Here is a 17,952-nt window from a genome sequence, read left to right on the forward strand (position 1 = left end):
AACTCCCCTCAATTGTGAGGTTGCTATTAAATGAGTTTACCAGTCCAGCAGAAGCTAAAGAAAGACTACACCAGCAACAACAATCAGACGAAGCGACGGCGATTAAACGCGAATCCGACCACTTGGTGGATTTTTGTAGTTATCTTGATGCGCTTGATTATCCCAATGGTATGTTTATTGGCAATATGGGAATAATGCCCTTTAACCCCCGAAAATATTTATATCATGCTTATATTGAATACATCCGCAATACAGGTTTAAACAATCCGTTATCACTGACGCAATTTGGCACATCGCTTAATTATGCAATGAAAGAAAACGGTAAAGACTACATGCGTAAAAGAGCAAATAAAGGGATGAGGACCAACGTAGAGCTTAATATCAATACTAGTCAAGATTGGCTACCCAAAGCCGAAGAACCAAAACTTAAAGGAGTATAAAAGAAAATGAAATCATTGAAATCACTTGCTGACGCTATAGCGGAAACTTATGTTAATGAAATGATAGCTAAACAAGGTAATACCATATTTACCTTTGTTAATGATGGCGACACTTACACAGGAACTATCACAAAAGAACAATTATCATCGGGGTTAGTTGAACTAGCACTATTTTGTACAGAAAACGGTAGAAAATCTGACCCATTTCATTTTATCGAAGATATGATTAATTTTTATAGTAAACCTTGGCATATAACCGACTGGGGGAATAGAGCTATAAAAATATATACCGAACAATCATTACTACAAACCCCAACGCGCGTTTATCATTAGGAGATTATTATATGACGACATACTTTCCACGCGACAAAGATTTTACTATTACTTGCAACGTAGAACTAAAAGACTTACTAGAAGCAACTGACAAAGCCAAAAAAGAACTTCAGGAATTAAGTGATAGTGGAGCGAAAGCATCAAAAGGCATAGATAAATTAGAATCCTCAGCAAAAAGCGCAGGTGGAGCACTTGGTAAGCTTACTGCTATTGCCAAAGCTGTATCTGCTGCCCTTGTTTCTAGCACCGTGATTGCATACGCTCAAAGCTGGAACGAGCTAGAAGACCGCATTCAAAACACGGGTGCTACAGCATCACAAACTAAAGACATTTTAGACCAGCTCTTAGCTACTTCTGACCGCAACGGTCGCACAATTGAAGAATCATCAGAGTTATATATTCGCCTTTCAAATTCGATGGGCGAGCTAGGATATAGTACGCAAGGTACGCTATCTTATATTGGCTCAATGTCTGATTTATTGACTATCAATAAAACAAGCACAATAGGCGCAGAATCAGCTATCAATGCCCTTACCAAGGCGCAAATGAAAGGTAAGCTTGCTGGCGTTGATGCGATGACTGTATTTGGGCATATGCCTAGCGTTTTGGGAACATTATCCAATTACCTAAAGAAGAACGCCAAATCAACAAAAGAAGCTGAGAAAATAACAGAGCAATACGTAAGGCAGTTAGCCACTGACGGCAAATTATCTATGCAAACCTTTACCGATGCGCTTATAGATTCTAACGCTGAGCTAGATTCGCTTGCTGATAACATGCGAAATACTGTACAAGACGGTATCAACCGTGTTACCAATAATCTTAAAAAATACTTTGGTGAGCTTAATAACTCAACGGGCGCAACAAAAGTTTTAGTTGATTCGCTTATTTTGATGTCTCAGCATGTTGATATTTTAATGACGGGCGTGGGTGCTTTAGCGGCTATTTATGCGGGTAAATATATCACATCGCTAGCTAGCGTGACTAAACAGAGCGCCGAACAAACAATTGCAAATATTCGACAAGCACAAGCTGAAAAAGTTTTAATTCAAGCCGAAATAGAGCGAATTAGCGAGAACATCAGAGCGTTAGAAGTTCAGAAGCAGAATATTATTCTAGCTCAAACGCATTGTAATAGCTTACGCGCCCAAACATCATTAAATAAACAGCTTATCGCGGTTGAAGCCCAGTTAGCTACAGCAACAAACAAACATGCAGCAGCGCAAACACAGCTAAACACAGCAATAAAAACGACTTCTTTAGCCGCCAATGGTCTAAGGTCTGCTATGGCTTTGTTAGGTGGTCCTGCTGGTGCTGCTATGTTGGCGGCTATGTCGCTGTACCATTTCTATGAAAAGGCAAAAAATGCAAAAGAAGAAGCTGTTGGTTTAACTGGAAAAGTGAAAGCACTTTCTGAACAGCTTAATTCTTTCGCTGATGAAAAATTAGTTGTTATTAAAGATGAAGCTGTCAAAGATATAAAAAATGCACAAGAGCAGTTGAAGTTATTGCGCGTCCAAATGAATTCAACACAAGATATCTTGGATGGTAAAGGCATTTACTCAAATGAAAAACGAATAAATGAAGCTCTTGTCACTAGAAATAAACAGCGTGAACAAGAAAAAGAAATTCTTGACGGAATATTAGCAGCCCAAAAACAAATAGCAGAAGTTGAAGACATACTAGCTTCCCGTATAGGACCAAAGCTTGTAAATAATGGTAAGGAATTAGCAAAAAACTGGGATGACGCATCAAAATCAGAAATTGATAAAAAGCTTGCGAGCATATCCAAAGAGCTTGAAATTGCTAAGTTGAAAGCCAAAGAAAATAGTGAAGCGGCATTTGTCTTGGACGGGCTTTATTCGGCGTTGGGTGATAGAGCTAATGAGTATAGGGAAGACTTAGTGGCGCTGGCACTTGGTCAAACCAACTTTACTAAGTTAACAAATGACCAAGCGGTTGCTTTACAGCCGTTGATAGCAGAATTAAGAGTGTTGTCAGCGGAAAACAATAAAATTAAGGCAAGCAATAAAAAAGGCACAACAAAATCATACGCCGAAGAAGTCAAAGAGCTTAGTGATAAATTGGAAGTTGCTAAACTTGAAGCAAAAGGCATGACTGTTGAAGCTGAATTACTTGCTATCACACAAAAAATGGGCAGTAAAGTTACAGCAAAACAAACAGAAGAGCTTAGAAAGCTAATCGAAACATCGCAAGCATATAAAGCGTTAGGTACTTTACAAAGCCCAATTGAAGCCGAAGAAGATTCATTCAAAAAATCGAAAAAATCACTAGATGTATTACGGAAAGAGGGAGAAATAAAAACTCAAGAAGAATACGACGCTAAGCTTGAACAACTTGAGCGACAACATCAGATAAACATGGCTAAGATTAAGTCTGATGCTGTTGTATCCAAAATTGATGACGCTGTAGCACAAGTAGACCCTGTTCAAGCTCTTAAAAATAAAAACACTAGAAAACTCGCTTTGATTCAAGAGTTTGAAAATCAGAAATGGATTACAGAAGAAAACGCAATAGCATTGCGTGAAGCCGCCAATCATCAGTATGAGCAAAATCGTATCAATGCGCAGTGGGAAATATGGCGAAATCAGAGCGATGCTAACGAGTTTTTGGCGTCATCTCTTGAGGGATTAGCAAGTAGCGCAACAAGTACAATATCAGGCTTAGCGTCAGGTACGATGACAGCAACGCAGGCAATGCAGAACTTTGCTAATGTGATTTTGAACGAGGCTATCGGGTCACTTGTTCAAATGGGTATGCAATACGTCAAGAACGCAATTGTAGCAAAAACGACATCAGCAGCAACAACGGCGGCTCAAGTATCCGAAGCTACGTTATTAGCAGCAGCATATCAACCTGCTGCTATGTATGCATCTATTGCCACGCAGGGCGCAGCAGCAACTACAGGCGCAACATCGTATGCAACAGCTATTGGCTCAATGAAAGCTTTGGGTATAGCTTACGGCGGAGGACGCTTACGAGGCGGTGGCGTTGATGTTGGGAAAGCTTATAGAGTAAATGAAAGTGGAGAACCTGAATTGTTTGTTGCTCATGGAAAGCAGTACATGATACCAAATAAAAATGGTGAAGTTATTCCATCCAATAAATTATCCCGAGGCTCAGCAGGCAGAACAATCATAAATAATATTACGCAAAATATCTCTTTCGGCGAGGGGCAAGACAATAAAGAAGCAGCTAACGAGACAGCTAGAATGCTGAAACAAGCGCTCAGAAGTGTAATTCAAGAAGAACAAAGACCGGGAGGGCTACTAAATCGACGTTGATTTTATAGATGAATTTTCATACCATTAATTAAAATTTTAAAATGGTTGATGGTATGAAAAGAATCTTGATAATTAGTTTAGTTAGCCTTGCTTTATTCGGCTGTGGTGAAGATAAGATTACAAAAGAGTATCTTGTAGGTGATTGGCGCTGTATAGATAACCAGTATCAAAGGCAGAATAGCGGAGCTAATGAAGATTTCGGGAGTTCGGTGTCATCAATTGAGGACACTACAACATTCAGAATAATTAATAATGAACTTTATCAAATAAGCAAAGATAGAGGGAATATTCTTATTGACCTAAGTAAAGCGGATTTATCCAAAGATGAAATATCTGATGCTTATAAAACTCATATTGTGAATACCATAAAGGCAATTGATAAAGATACATTTAAAACAGTACTAATAACAGAAATAAAGAATATTAACAATGACACCAACATTATTGATCTTAGAACGAAACTAGAAACTGTCTGTACAAGAATAAAATAACCTACATTAACCACTGGTGACTAAGAATGGCAATAAAAGTAAAAGGTGTTAGAGGATGCATAAAAGGTTTAGATAACACCGTAAACAACATAATCAAAAATAAAGCAGTTAAAGCGATGCATGCTTCAATAATTGTTGGAGCTAACCAAGCAGCGCTTTACACCCCAATCGACACATCTAACTTAGTTAATTCGCAGTATAGAGAAGTAGTCGTAAATGGTACCCTTATAACTGGGCGAGTTGGCTATACTGCCGCTTATGCCGCGTATGTTGCTGACCCAAACCATCCTATGAAGTTTAAGCGCTCTACCGCTAAAAAGGACTTTTTAAATAAAGGCTTTGAAGATGTTGAAGACCAAATAGTAAACATCTTTAAAAAAGAGCTATTCAGTTAAATTGTAGTGTACACTTGCACACAAATTCTGACAAAGGCTAGCTACTAAGAGCCGAAGCTCCAAGTTAAATATCATGGTTTATTATAAACTATACTTAATTTGTGATTTACTCAATGTTATTTGTTAATAATTTTGATATTTCCCATACCCAACCAAATTCAGGATATCGAGGTTCTCCGATAACTTGCTCGGAAGTTGTGTCAATCCAATGCGTTCCATTGAAATAGACCTCATTTAATTTGTTTGAAAGGTCTACTACTGTCTTTGGGTATATTTCTCCATTACCAGAAAGTACTCCTTGAATAATAGAGTGGTTTCCTCCTTTTACAAAACCAATTTTCATTGGCAAGACAAGCGTTACATCATGATTAATATCTTGTTTAAATTCTCCACATTTGCGATTTTCCTTTCCAATTGAACCAAGATTACAAACTAAGCTAGTAGGATGCCAACCAGTAGGTAAAATAATATCAGAGGCTAGTTTAAGTGAGTGGTGACTTGCTGAATTCGAATGTTGTGTAGAATTAGCTAAGATTTCGTATACTATACTATGTGAACAAAGGAAATCTTGGTATAAATCAATCTCTTTTATTGCATGATGTTCATGCGTTAAATAAGCATTTCTAATGTGTTCTGCTTGAATTGGTTTCATTACTATTTTTATCAAATCATATAAGGCTTCATTCTTTGAAAAACAACATGAGTTTTGATTCACAATCTTATTCACCCACTCCATAAGATTAATAAATTGCTCCTTTTTTAAAGAAGAAATATTTTTTTTGTTAAAAAAATAGATACTCATGTTAACCTCATTTTCATTTATTAGGCATTTTTATGATTAATATTGCTAATATGATTATAAATGAAATAAGTGAACACTTTAAGTGTACACTTGTGAATAGTAAATCATTAAGTGTTCACCGCTCAAACCCTTTTATAATAAGGCTTCAAGCAAGTAGTGAACACCGTGAACACTTTTTTATAAAATTTTATTTTTATGGGGGGGAGGTATAAAAAATCTAAAACATAATTAACGGATACCGCTCACCTAGATAAATTTTTACACCGTCAAAATTCTAAAACCAATTTTTAACCTTTCAATTTGGCAAGATTAAAATACCTAATATTGGGGGGCACTTTTTGTTTTGGGACTATGTTTGGGACTATTTATCTAATAAGAAAAAAATAAAATCCTTTTTCAAAAAGGCTTTAACAAGGTATTTTCAAGTCCCGCCCACGCACCAAATCAATAAACAACAACATTCTTTTAAACCCTAAAAAGCACATCAACCCCAACAATAACAAGCCTTGAAGACTATTTCATTATTCTGTAAGTATCAGTAAGGTTCGTCTACATCCAAAGTTTTTAGTTATATGGTTAGGTATACAAATACAATATATATACCTAAAATTATTACGATCCAAAATACTCTACTATTAATACATTTTTAGTTTAAGGCGCTATTCACAAGAGTAAGAGTAGATTGTATTGGTTAGATACAAGAATGCTCTGTAATTTAAATCAAATTTAGTTAAAAGGTGATAATGGACTTGCGGTTAGTATTAGTTAGTATAGAATTTTCGTAAAGATAACTTCAACATGTAAATAGTCAGGAAATAGAATGTACACTTTAAAAAAATATTTAGCTGGTTTATTGGTGTTTTTTAGTGCATCTTGTTTTTCATTAGAGCACCTTGTCACTTTTGTTTGTACTGGTAATACGGGAAGAAGCCCTATGGCAGAAGCTATCGCTAGTGATTACATAAAAAAACACAATTTTAATATTGTCGTTCAATCCCGAGGTGTCAATGTTGATCCCAAAGAAGTTGTACCCGAAGATGGAACTATTACTGTTTTAAAGTTAAGAGGCATTGATATTTCATCACACAAAGCGACACAATTAACGAAAGAAGATATCGATAAATCAGAATATTTGCTGACCATGACGCAAAAACATAAAGACACGATTTTAAGTGAATATCCTGAAGCTAAAGATAAAGTATTTACATTAGCAGAATTTTCAACAGGCAAAAAGGAAGACCTTTCTGACCCATATAAAAAACCACTGGAAGCCTATACTAAAGTGGAAAGCCAATTAGATGAGTTTTTGCCATTAGCCTTAAATAAAATAGCAAAAGAGTAATATACTATTGAAGTATTAATTGGTATAACAGAATATGTGTATAATTGATAAACCGCCTGAATTGGCGGTTTTTTATATAGATTTGGATATGGTTTATCATACATCAAGAGCTTACTGAAAATACTGAACAAAAAAACGATCACACCTTTAGTTGTCCAAACCCAATTAGTACTTATAAGCTGAATCTGTAATTATATTTTATACTAAAACGTATAGTTACCTGAAACTTTTTTACAAAATATGCCAATGTTTTGCCGACAATGTCGGCAAAACAAATTAAGCAAACCCTCTTAAACCTACCACATGCACATGTTCTTGGTTGTTCATCACTTTACGTACAAGTTTATACGTTGTGCCTTTTTCTGGGCTGATGTTTTCTGGAGCGGCAATGATTAATTGCATTTCTAGCCGTTCGCAAAGCTCAAATAGAGTTGCAATGGATTTGGCATCTAGTCTAGCGGCTTCGTCCAAGAATAATAAACGGCATGGTAAAATGTCTTTATTACGCAGTCGTTTGGATTCTTCTTCCCAACTTTGAATAACCATGAGTAAAATTGACATACCCGTACCAATTGCCTCACCGGTTGATAGCGCACCACTTTCAGCACGTAGCCAACCATCCGCACCACGGTTCACTTCAACATCCATTTCAAGATAATTCCGATAATCCAGCAGTTCTTCACCTATATTTTGTGCAGTTCGTTGTCCCATATCAATATGTGGGTTTAAACGTTGATAAAGTTTAGCTAAAGCTTCTGAAAATGTAATACGATTATTACTAAATAGATCTTGATGTTCGTTTTGCTCATCAGCTAATGCTGATAACAAAGTAGAGTGTGCTTCTCGAACACTAACATTTAAGCGTACGCCATTGACTTGACCGAATGATACCGCTTGTAAACCTTGATTAAGCATACGTATACGATTTTGCTCTCGCTGTATAGTTTTACGGATAATATTGGACACGCTCTTTGAACTAATTGCCAGCTGCTGTTCACGCGATGTGAGTTCTTCCGTTAAGCGTGACAATTCAATTTCCATCTGTTCGATCGCTTCAATAGGGTCATCTGTTTTCACAATATCTTGGCGAATTCGTTCGCGTAAATGTGCGTAAACTGCGATATAGAATTGAATTTTACGTTCTGGACGTTTTGGATCTTCTGATAATCTTAAAACATCCCGTAGATGTTCATTGTCATTAACTGCCAAGCGTAACGAACCCAATGCCTTATCCGACATAGAACGTAGCTCATCAGCACTTAAGTAAGCAAGTTCTCGGCGATGTAGTCGACGTTCAACACTATTTTCTTTAACCAACCTTAATACTAAACACCATCCTGCTTTCGCTTGTACTACCTGTTCGCGAAGTTGTTTATAATCACGCAGTGTTTGAGTTAAGCGTTTTTGCATCTGTGCCATTTCGCTTTCACACATAATCAGTTGTTTTTCAAGCGATGTACAATGTTGACGGTTATTATTTAATTTTTGATGGATTTCATCACGGCGCAATCGCGCTCGTTCTTCTGTGATCGCGTCCGCTTTTACGCCAATTTGTTCGATCTCTTTTTGTAGTTCATGCAACATATCACGCTTAGTTTCAAATGCACTTTTGAGCGAGGCAAGCGTTTGGTTATATTGATTATATTTATCTTGATATTGTTGCATTTGACTACGCGCTTCAGATCTTTGCGCTTCAACCACTTCTAATCTAGCCCGCAATTTTTCATTTAAATCACTATTTTCACTCAACATGCCAGCCGAATCTTCATAACTAAAGTGAGCTCGGCGTTGTATGACTTCAGTTAACGCAAAGACTTGTTGGCGAATCGTTTGTTGCTGTGCTTTGACCATGTTGTAATGTTCACGAAGCGATTCATTTTGTTCAGGATCACTTTGTAATACTGCCACAATCGGTTCAAGTTCTGAAACGGTATTACAATTACGGTTAACATATTGCACAGAATCTTGCGCTTCAGCTAATTGTTCACGTAATTCATCAACCCGATCCGCTAAATCTTCATCTGCAAGCAAGTGCATCTGAGCAGCAAGCTTATTAACAGTAGCTAATTGCTCTTTGCAATTAATAACTTGCTGTTGGTTTTGCTGATCAATACTTTCTTGAGATGATAATTGACGTTCAATTTCGGTGCGTCTTGTCGCTAATTTTTGCGCTTCCGCTTCAGGGTCGATATCAAAAGCAACCGCAAGATATTGACCTATAAATTGTCCAACATTTTGCTCAATGCGTTGTAATTTTTGTAAATCAAATGAAATTGTTGCATAACGTTCATGTAATTCATCACGTTCAATCGATAGTTTTTCAAGATGCACTTCACGCGCTGCTCGACCAAATAGTGGTACACTTGGAAAACTTGAAAATCGCCATTGGCGATCGCCTGTTTTGACTAGTACGGATTTATTCATCTCTTCACAATCAAAAACGCTATCATCAAATGATGAAGGATCACCTTCAATAAAGTAGATATCTTCAGGATAATCTTCATCACTTGCAGTAAGGCTTTCTAATTGCTGTTTAACTAATGATAAGTCTGGTACAACGATAGCTTGCCTTGCTGGACCATAGAGCGCTGAAAAGTAAGGCGCATCATCAATGGTTACGTCTTCATAAATTTCAGAAAGTAATACACCGTTGAAGCGTTCAGACAATGCAGATAAACGACCATCATCAACACCACTAGGTTGGTTAAGTTGCTCAATTTGGACATCTAATTGATTACGTCTAAAGCTAATTTGATCTCGTTCAGTAACTAATATTCGCTCTCTTTCAAGCAACTTTTGCATATGTTGAGTCACGGCTTGACTGTTATTAAACGTTTCACCGGTTTGTTCTTGCAAAGCAATTAACGCATCTTGAGCTTTTAACCATAATGGTGCTTTTTGGTGATAATCAGTAATTTTCGATTGAATCTGCTCAAGTTCTTGCCTAAATTCAATACGCTTTTCGCTTGATTCGTTAGCCCGCTCCGCATTCTCATCTAGTTGGGATTCGATCTCTTGTTTTAATTCGTCAAGCTCATCATAATTAATTTGTCGTCCAATACGTTTACAAAACTGTGTTAGTAATGATTCTGCTTCTTTTTGCTCAAAAAAGCGTTGTTCTAGTTCATCAAGTTGTAGCTGTAAATGTTGCGCTTGTTCAGCTTGATAACATTGTGATGGCCATTTTCTTAATGCTTCTTTCGCTGCAACAAAGGCATCACTACGTGTCACATCACCAACTAATTTAATCACCAATTGATAAGCCCGATCAAATTGATTAATGGCTGCATCAGATACACTTAATTTTTGTTCAAGTTCAAGAACTTGTTCGGTGATCTCTTTTTGCTTTTCATCAAACACAGCAAAGTGATCTTCGATATTGCTAATACCTAGTTTTGGTAGCTGACATAATGACTGCGCATTTTTTAGTGCCTGTAAAGCCTGTTGGTATTGAATTGCTCGTGTTTGTTGAACATCAAGTGCTTGCTGATAATCCGCCAACTGAGTTTTGATTTCATCGACTTCTTGCTCTGTTTCGTTAACCTGATCACGATAAACTTGGTACTGTTCATTCGCTTCAAGTACCACTTCGTTTTGTTCTTCAAGCTTTAAATTTAAGTCATCTAAATCTGCTTGATAGCGGTCGATTTTTTCTTGTTGGCGTAGCGCTGTTTGTGCTAAGTTGAGGTGATCATTAGCGGCTTGTAAATCAGTTTCCAAATCGCTTTGCGCTTCTTGATACTCTTTAAGTTCTTTCGCCGTTTCTACTTGGCGGTATTGATTACTAATAAGCTGATCTTGCGTTTTAAACATATCACGACGCAAGCCAAGTACCGATTCAATATGCACACGGCGTTCGTTAGCATGACGCATATAATCGGCCGCGACATAATTGGTCGATTCAGTAATAAGATGTTTGAATAAATCCCGATCGGATTGTGTAACTCGAATCGCTTCTAATGTCATTCGGTTTTCACGCAGTGCCGCTTCCATATCTTGGAAAGCTTTACGCACCCCACCATTTTCAGGTAATAAATAGTCACGTAGTGAACGTGTAATAGCACTTGAGATACCACCATAAAGTGAAGCTTCGATCAATCGGTAATATTTACTTCTATCTGATGGTGAACGTAAGCGTTTTGGTAAAATGCCAAAATCAAACATAACTGAATGATAATCAGTAATCGAGTTAAATTGTTTGAAGATAATACCATCCATCAATTCAACTTTATCTTTTAGTTCGGGTAACGATAAAATGCGAGCTTGTTTGTCATTGAGTCGTTCTGTTACCAATTCTGTTGGGCTTATACCAATAGGTAAACCTTGCAGTAAAAATGGTTTGATATCGACTTTTTTATCGCGACCTGCAACTTGTTGTAAGCGGACACCACAAATAATACGTTGGTTACGAGAATTAATCACATCAAGCATAGAATAACAAACACCTGGTTTTAATTTACCATGCAAGCCTTTGTCTCGTGAACCTGAAGTCGCCCCTGCTTCCGTTGTATTTCTAAAGTGTAATAAGGTTAAGTCGGGAATTAATGCAGTTACAAATGCCGCCATTGTGGTTGATTTACCAGCCCCATTACCACCCGATAGTGTTGTGACTAATTGGTCTAGCTCAAAAGTTCGCGCAAAAAAACCATTCCAGTTAATTAACGTTAATGAGTGAAATTTACCGTGTCCAATCATGTTTATTCTGTCTCCTCATTAACGTCTTCATCTTGTTCTTCGCTGTTATCATTATCTAAAGTCAGTGATGATTCAATTTTAATTGCTTCACCATCTCGGATTAAGCGCAATTGCGCTTCTTGCGCATCATCGCTACTACGTACATCAGCCCCAAAACGGAAGATAGCTTCGTTAATACGAAAACGATTGCTATCATTGCCAACAATAAAAAAAATCATGCCTAACCGACGTAAGCGATTTAAGGCTGTTTTTACTTTATCAAAGAGTTTTTGGCGATCTAAATCTGAACCGGTTGAACGCTGGTTGACTAATTTTAGTAATTTATTTTCATCAGCTAACGAAACCAGCTCATCAAATAGCTCTTGTAAGGTAAAAATGCCTTCATGAGCCAATCGTTCCGGACTTAAATATAGATAACAAAGTACTTTACCAACAAGCATATCAAGTTCCGATAATACTGAACGAGGAATGAATGTTGTAGAGCGTGGACGCAAGTAGAAAAAGCCTTCTGGCGCTCGAATCAATTCAACATTATAACGTTGATAAAATTGCTCAAGCTCAAGTTGGAAATCCATTAGAAAGGCATGATGATCAAGCTCATCAATACCAATATGGCGCCCTGATCGTAATAAGCTATCAAGTTCTGGAAAAATTGGATTAGCAATCGCCTGCGCTAATTTTACAGGCATATATTTATCGATTGATGCTTGAGAACTGGCTGCAATACGCCCCATAACTTTATCAAGGTGCTGGGCGGTTGATTCTATTTCTAAATTTTTAGTATTTGTTGATGACATGTGCTTGTACCTTAGCTCCATAATCGTTAATCAGTTTCCATTCGGCAGGGATACCTAGCAAATCGTCTTCGGCAATACCTAAACGAATAGCTTGATCGATAAATAACCTTGCAATATCAAAATGTTGTTCGCGTGGGAACTGCGCTAAATAACTGCGAATGGCAATACTCATATCAAGTGGTTTATTTTCTTGCTTAAAGATCAGTAGATTTTGTTCAATATGCGCAATAATATGCTCTTGAATTTCTTCAATCATTTCAAATTCGAGCTCTGATGGTAATTCGCCGGTTACTTCTGCTTCGTGTAAGACTAATTCTTCATCACGCATATCAAGCAAACGATCAGCATTAGCAAAAGTCAGTGACCAAGGTAAATCAAAGTAATTTTGAATTGATTTGCGTAAACGCTGCGAAAAAACGCGATTCTTATCTAAATCAATTGCGGTACGAATAAACTTATGTACATGGCGATCATAACCTATCCAAAGATCTATCGCCTTTTGCCCCCAACCAATAATCCGGTCAAGTTTGCCCTGTAAATCTATAATCACATTGTTAATTTTATCAAGATCAGGATTGTCCAATATTGCATCTTGGATCAAAAGAAGACTAGCTTGTAGCTTATCCCCTGCAGCAGCTAAAGTATCTTGTAACTCACGCAAGGTCTGCGATGTTTCGGTGAGTAAACCTTCACAACTGCTAATTGCTGCTTGCCAATCTTGGCTTAATAAGGCTGAAATGTTTTGCTTCACATCTGCCTGCTGCTCATCCATAACACGTTGTGTGATATCAATACTGTCAAAAATCTCAGCAACGGAATATTTTAAAGGCGCAAAAACATTTCGATGCCAATGCAGATCATCTCCCCCTTCAAGCGCAGCGTCGGCAGCACGTTTTAACTCTTGTGCAACAATAGAAAGTTGAAGAGATAAACGTAAGGTAGAAAACTCTCGCTGACGAATATAATAATCAGTAATACCTATTCCCAATGGCGTCAAACGGTAGATAGAAAACCCATCAGTCATTTCACTCGTAAATCGAGTAATAAAACGTTGGCGAACGAGATCGTTTATCGCATTGTTAGCTCTAACAGTTATCGTTTCTTCACTCTGTTCGAAAATTTGCGACACATGGCGAAAGGCATCAACTAATTCAGATTCCGTCATTTCACCATCAAACCGTTCACTATTTAATACCGCTATTGCTAATAAAAAAGCAAGCCGTTCAACTGGTAATAAGATCGAAAAATCATTTTTTTTTGCCCAAGCAACCAATTCTGGCACTGATTGGGAAAAATCAATCATAAAGAATCCTTAATTCAAGGAGAACAAAATCGAAACATACCTCAGAGGTTTTATCTCTGTGCGGTATCAATAAAAATGCTATCAATTATATAACAATATAGAGTAAATTTGTAATGGAATTCGATGAAAGGGTTAAAACTGTATTATTTAAATTATGGCTATTTAGAGATAGCTTGATAATAATATTAATTAATAAATATCACTAAAATAATTTAAAATCTTATTTCTTGAATAAAAAATAGATTCCCTACTCGCACAGAAACCTATTTATGCTAAAATCACCATACATTCTATCTATAAACTAACATAAGGACGTAACGAAATGCATATCGGTATACCTAAAGAACGGTTAGCCAATGAAGCTAGAGTTGCAGCAACTCCTCAAACTGTTGGACAACTGTTAAAACTTGGCTTTACAGTCTCTGTAGAACAGGGCGCTGGACATGCTGCTCATTTTGAAGATCAAGCTTTTATTGATGCTGGAGCAACCATTCAAAACACGCAAGAAATTTGGCAAAATGATCTGATTTTAAAATTTCATGCGCCAACAGATGATGAAATTGCTTTAATGAAAGAGGGATTAACCCTTATCAGTTATATTTATCCAGCTCAACATAAAGAACTATTAGAAAAACTTGCCACTAAAAATATTACTGTTATGGCAATGGACTGTGTGCCACGTATTTCACGCGCACAATCTTTAGACGCATTGAGTTCAATGTCTAATATTGCTGGTTACCGTTCAGTTATCGAAGCAGCAAATCAATTTGGTCGATTCTTTACCGGTCAAGTTACTGCTGCAGGTAAAGTTCCTCCAGCTAAAGTATTAGTTATTGGAGCTGGTGTTGCTGGACTGGCAGCTATTGGCGCAGCGGTGAGTTTAGGTGCGATTGTTCGTGCTTTTGACACCCGTCCTGAAGTTGCTGAGCAAATTAACAGCATGGGGGCCGACTTTTTAGAGCTAGATTTTGAAGAAGAAGCCGGTTCCGGCGATGGCTATGCTAAACAGATGTCAGCCGCCTTTATTGAAGCTGAAATGGCCCTATTTGCTGAGCAAGCGAAAGATGTTGATATTATTATCACAACAGCATTAATTCCAGGCAAGCCTGCACCAAAACTTATTTCGAAAGAAATGGTTGAATCAATGAAACCTGGCAGTGTTATTGTTGATTTAGCAGCATTAACTGGCGGAAACTGTGAATTGACTAAACCAGGTGAAGTTTTCGAAACAGATAACAATGTAAAGATTGTTGGTTATACTGATTTAGCTAATCGTATGCCAGCGCAAGCATCACAACTTTATGGTACGAACATTGTTAACCTATTAAAACTGCTTGCTAAAGAAAAAGACGGGAATATTGATATCAATTTTGAAGATGTCGTAATCCGTGGTGTAACGGTGGTTAAAGACAAAGAAATTACTTGGCCAGCGCCGCCCATTCAAGTATCAGCTCAACCTCAGAAAAAAGTCGCGGAACCAATTGCTAAACCTGAATCAAAACCAATGGATCCTCGTAAAAAATATGGCATTTTTACATTAGCCATCATTGCTTATTTCTGGCTGGCTCACTGTGTTCCTGAAAGCTTTTTAGGGCACTTTACCGTATTTGCATTATCTTGTGTTGTTGGTTACTACGTAGTATGGAATGTCACACACTCTTTACATACACCTCTGATGTCGGTAACAAATGCAATTTCTGGGATTATATTAGTCGGTGCAATATTACAAGTCGGCGATGATAATAGTTTAACTACGGCGATTGCCTTTGTTGCTATTTTGATTGCTAGTATCAATATTTTTGGTGGATTCTTTGTTACTCAAAGAATGCTGAAAATGTTTCAACGTGGCAAGTAAAGGAGAGCATACATTATGAGTAATGGAATCATTCAAGCAGCCTATGTTATTGCTGCATTACTTTTTATCTTTAGCTTACGAGGTCTTTCTAACCAAGAATCTGCCAAATCAGGAAATATCTACGGTATGATTGGAATGGCAATTGCACTTATCGCGGCAGTTGCGAGTATCAAAGGTGGATTACACTGGATCATCATTGCAATGGTTATTGGGGCTGCAATTGGCCTATATCTGGCTAAAAAAGTAGAGATGACACAAATGCCAGAACTTGTTGCACTACTTCATAGCTTTGTTGGTATGGCAGCAGTTCTTGTTGGCTTCAACAGCTTCTTAGCACATAACTTTCAAGGCGCTAATGGTGAGTTAACTGTACATTTAGTAGAAATTTTTGTTGGCATTTTCATCGGTGCAGTAACTTTCTCAGGCTCTATTGTCGCATTTGGTAAATTAAATGGACGCATTAGCTCAAAACCATTATCCATACCAAATAAGCATTATTGGAATCTAGCTGCAATTGTTGTTTCTATCATTTTAATGTTTGTCTTCGTTAAATGCGAAAGTGGAATAGCTGCTACAATTAGCTTATTAATCATGACAATTATTGCTTTTGTATTTGGTTTCCATCTTGTTGCCTCAATTGGTGGTGCTGACATGCCGGTTGTTATTTCAATGCTTAACTCTTATTCTGGTTGGGCAGCAGCGGCGGCTGGCTTTATGTTAGGTAACGATCTATTAATTGTAACAGGCGCATTAGTTGGTTCATCAGGTGCAATTCTGTCTTACATTATGTGTAAAGCGATGAACCGCTCATTTATTAGTGTTATTGCGGGTGGATTTGGTAGTGATGGTAGCTCAGCTAGTTCATCTGATGAAGAACAAGGTGAATACCGTGAAATGCAACCTGCTGAAGTTGCGCAAACATTAAAAGAAGCACGTTCAGTTATCATCGTTCCTGGCTATGGTATGGCTGTTGCACAAGCACAAGGTGCCGTAAGTAATATTACAGAAAAACTACGTGCAATGGATATTGAAGTGAGATTTGGTATTCACCCTGTTGCCGGACGTTTACCTGGGCATATGAATGTATTATTAGCTGAAGCGAAAGTGCCATATGATATCGTTCTTGAAATGGACGAAATCAATGATGACTTCCCAGATACTGATGTGGTTTGGGTTATTGGAGCTAACGATACTGTTAACCCAGCTGCTGAAGAAGATCCAAATAGTCCAATTGCTGGCATGCCTGTTCTTGAAGTTTGGAAAGCCAAAACGGTTGTTATTTCTAAACGATCAATGAATACTGGTTATGCAGGTGTACAAAATCCACTATTCTTTAAAGAAAATAGCTATATGTTATTTGGTGATGCTAAAGATAGTGTTGAAAAAGTATTACAAAACCTTTAATTAACCGCAACCAATACTATTGTGGCATTTTCCACAATAGTATTGGAAATATGTCCTTACCACTTATCTGCAAACTTGAGTAATAAAAATTGATACTATTGATAATAACTCAGCTAGCCAAATAATATTCATCTATAAGAATTTACTCGCCCGATTTACCGTAATTTAAGAAAATACTGTAATGAATACACATAAAAAAACTAATGCCATATCACAGACGATAGATATAACGGTTATATCATAAAGAAAAGATAACCATTACCAATTTAACTAAATGTCTTATGGTTAGCCGACCGACCATCTATGATGTGCTAAAAAAGCCCAATTGAAACGGTTATCCTCTTTAACCAGTAAGAACAAACGTTATAAAAACACGAGTTATGGTATTAAACATCTGGTTAAAATAGAAAAATCCAATGAATATAAAACATGCATACAAATACCGTAATTTTTTACGTGAGTTTTGCACTCACTATGGGATATTTACACAACTGCTCACTTTTTCAGTTATATTTTTTGTAAAAAATATTCAGGATCCTATACCGTTTCACAATTAATTGAGAATTGACAACATCTATTGATTAAAACGGGAGATAACCATGGTATCAATCAAAAATTCAAAAAACCTGCCAGCTAATAAATAAATGAGCAAGCCAAAAGCGATAGGTAATTTAATAAAGATGTGATATTTACTTTTAGGTTAAATTTTTGTAAAAAATATTCAGGATCCTATACCGTTTCACAATTAATTGAGAATTGACAACATCTATTGATTAAAACGGGAGATAAC

At 37.1% G+C, this 17,952-nt stretch carries 12 protein-coding genes; 8 read left to right on the forward strand and 4 right to left on the reverse strand.

Annotated elements, in window-relative coordinates:
• The 5 genes from ACYIAL_RS06250 to ACYIAL_RS06270 all read left to right on the forward strand — a co-directional run.
• Positions 1-440 (forward strand): primase-like DNA-binding domain-containing protein (locus tag ACYIAL_RS06250; RefSeq protein ID WP_483751230.1); only part of this gene is annotated, 440 nt, incomplete at its 5' end.
• Positions 441-446: 6 nt separating this feature from the next.
• Positions 447-773 (forward strand): hypothetical protein, encoded by a 327-nt coding sequence (locus tag ACYIAL_RS06255; protein WP_296318073.1) that lies wholly within the window; start codon positions 447-449, stop codon positions 771-773.
• An 11-nt stretch (positions 774-784) separates the two neighbouring features.
• Entirely contained in the window at positions 785-4,078 is a 3,294-nt protein-coding gene (locus ACYIAL_RS06260) for a tape measure protein (RefSeq protein ID WP_483751231.1), read from the forward strand.
• 41 nt (positions 4,079-4,119) lie between these two features.
• The gene (locus ACYIAL_RS06265; protein ID WP_483751232.1) at positions 4,120-4,569 is read left to right on the forward strand and encodes a hypothetical protein; all 450 of its coding nucleotides are present in this window, start codon (positions 4,120-4,122) and stop codon (positions 4,567-4,569) included.
• A 26-nt stretch (positions 4,570-4,595) separates the two neighbouring features.
• Entirely contained in the window at positions 4,596-4,964 is a 369-nt protein-coding gene (locus ACYIAL_RS06270; RefSeq protein ID WP_483751233.1) for an HK97 gp10 family phage protein, read from the forward strand.
• Positions 4,965-5,070: 106 nt separating this feature from the next.
• Here ACYIAL_RS06270 and ACYIAL_RS06275 read toward each other — a convergent pair whose 3' ends face one another.
• The gene (locus tag ACYIAL_RS06275; protein WP_483751234.1) at positions 5,071-5,766 is read right to left on the reverse strand and encodes a DUF6710 family protein; all 696 of its coding nucleotides are present in this window, start codon (positions 5,764-5,766) and stop codon (positions 5,071-5,073) included.
• A gap of 820 nt (positions 5,767-6,586) precedes the next feature.
• Here ACYIAL_RS06275 and ACYIAL_RS06280 point away from each other — a divergent pair.
• Complete coding sequence (locus ACYIAL_RS06280; RefSeq protein ID WP_483747525.1) at positions 6,587-7,108, forward strand: low molecular weight protein arginine phosphatase; 522 nt, start codon at positions 6,587-6,589, stop codon at positions 7,106-7,108.
• Between the two features lie 276 nt (positions 7,109-7,384).
• Here the strand turns inward: ACYIAL_RS06280 and mukB are convergent, their stop codons facing one another.
• Genes mukB through mukF form a run of 3 tightly spaced genes read right to left on the reverse strand, consistent with a single transcriptional unit; the run spans position 7,385 to position 13,903 of the window.
• Positions 7,385-11,803, reverse strand: a complete 4,419-nt coding sequence (mukB, locus tag ACYIAL_RS06285; protein ID WP_483751235.1) for a chromosome partition protein MukB — start codon at positions 11,801-11,803, stop codon at positions 7,385-7,387.
• 2 nt (positions 11,804-11,805) lie between these two features.
• A complete protein-coding gene (mukE, locus tag ACYIAL_RS06290) occupies positions 11,806-12,537 on the reverse strand; it encodes a chromosome partition protein MukE (protein WP_483751272.1) in 732 nt (243 codons plus the stop codon).
• A 43-nt stretch (positions 12,538-12,580) separates the two neighbouring features.
• Positions 12,581-13,903 carry a chromosome partition protein MukF gene (mukF, locus tag ACYIAL_RS06295; protein WP_174796663.1) on the reverse strand — a complete coding sequence of 441 codons (1,323 nt, stop codon included), beginning with the start codon at positions 13,901-13,903 and terminating at the stop codon, positions 12,581-12,583.
• A gap of 322 nt (positions 13,904-14,225) precedes the next feature.
• Here mukF and pntA point away from each other — a divergent pair, with 322 nt between their 5' ends.
• Both pntA and pntB read left to right on the forward strand, forming a co-directional pair.
• On the forward strand, positions 14,226-15,758 hold the full coding sequence (pntA, locus tag ACYIAL_RS06300; protein WP_483751236.1) for a Re/Si-specific NAD(P)(+) transhydrogenase subunit alpha: 1,533 nt from the start codon (positions 14,226-14,228) through the stop codon (positions 15,756-15,758).
• 15 nt (positions 15,759-15,773) lie between these two features.
• Positions 15,774-17,162: a Re/Si-specific NAD(P)(+) transhydrogenase subunit beta gene (pntB, locus tag ACYIAL_RS06305; RefSeq protein WP_483751237.1), complete on the forward strand. Its 1,389-nt coding sequence runs from the start codon at positions 15,774-15,776 to the stop codon at positions 17,160-17,162.
• Positions 17,163-17,952 lie beyond the last annotated feature (790 nt).

It is taken from the genome of Gilliamella sp. X-57, assembly GCF_057063565.1.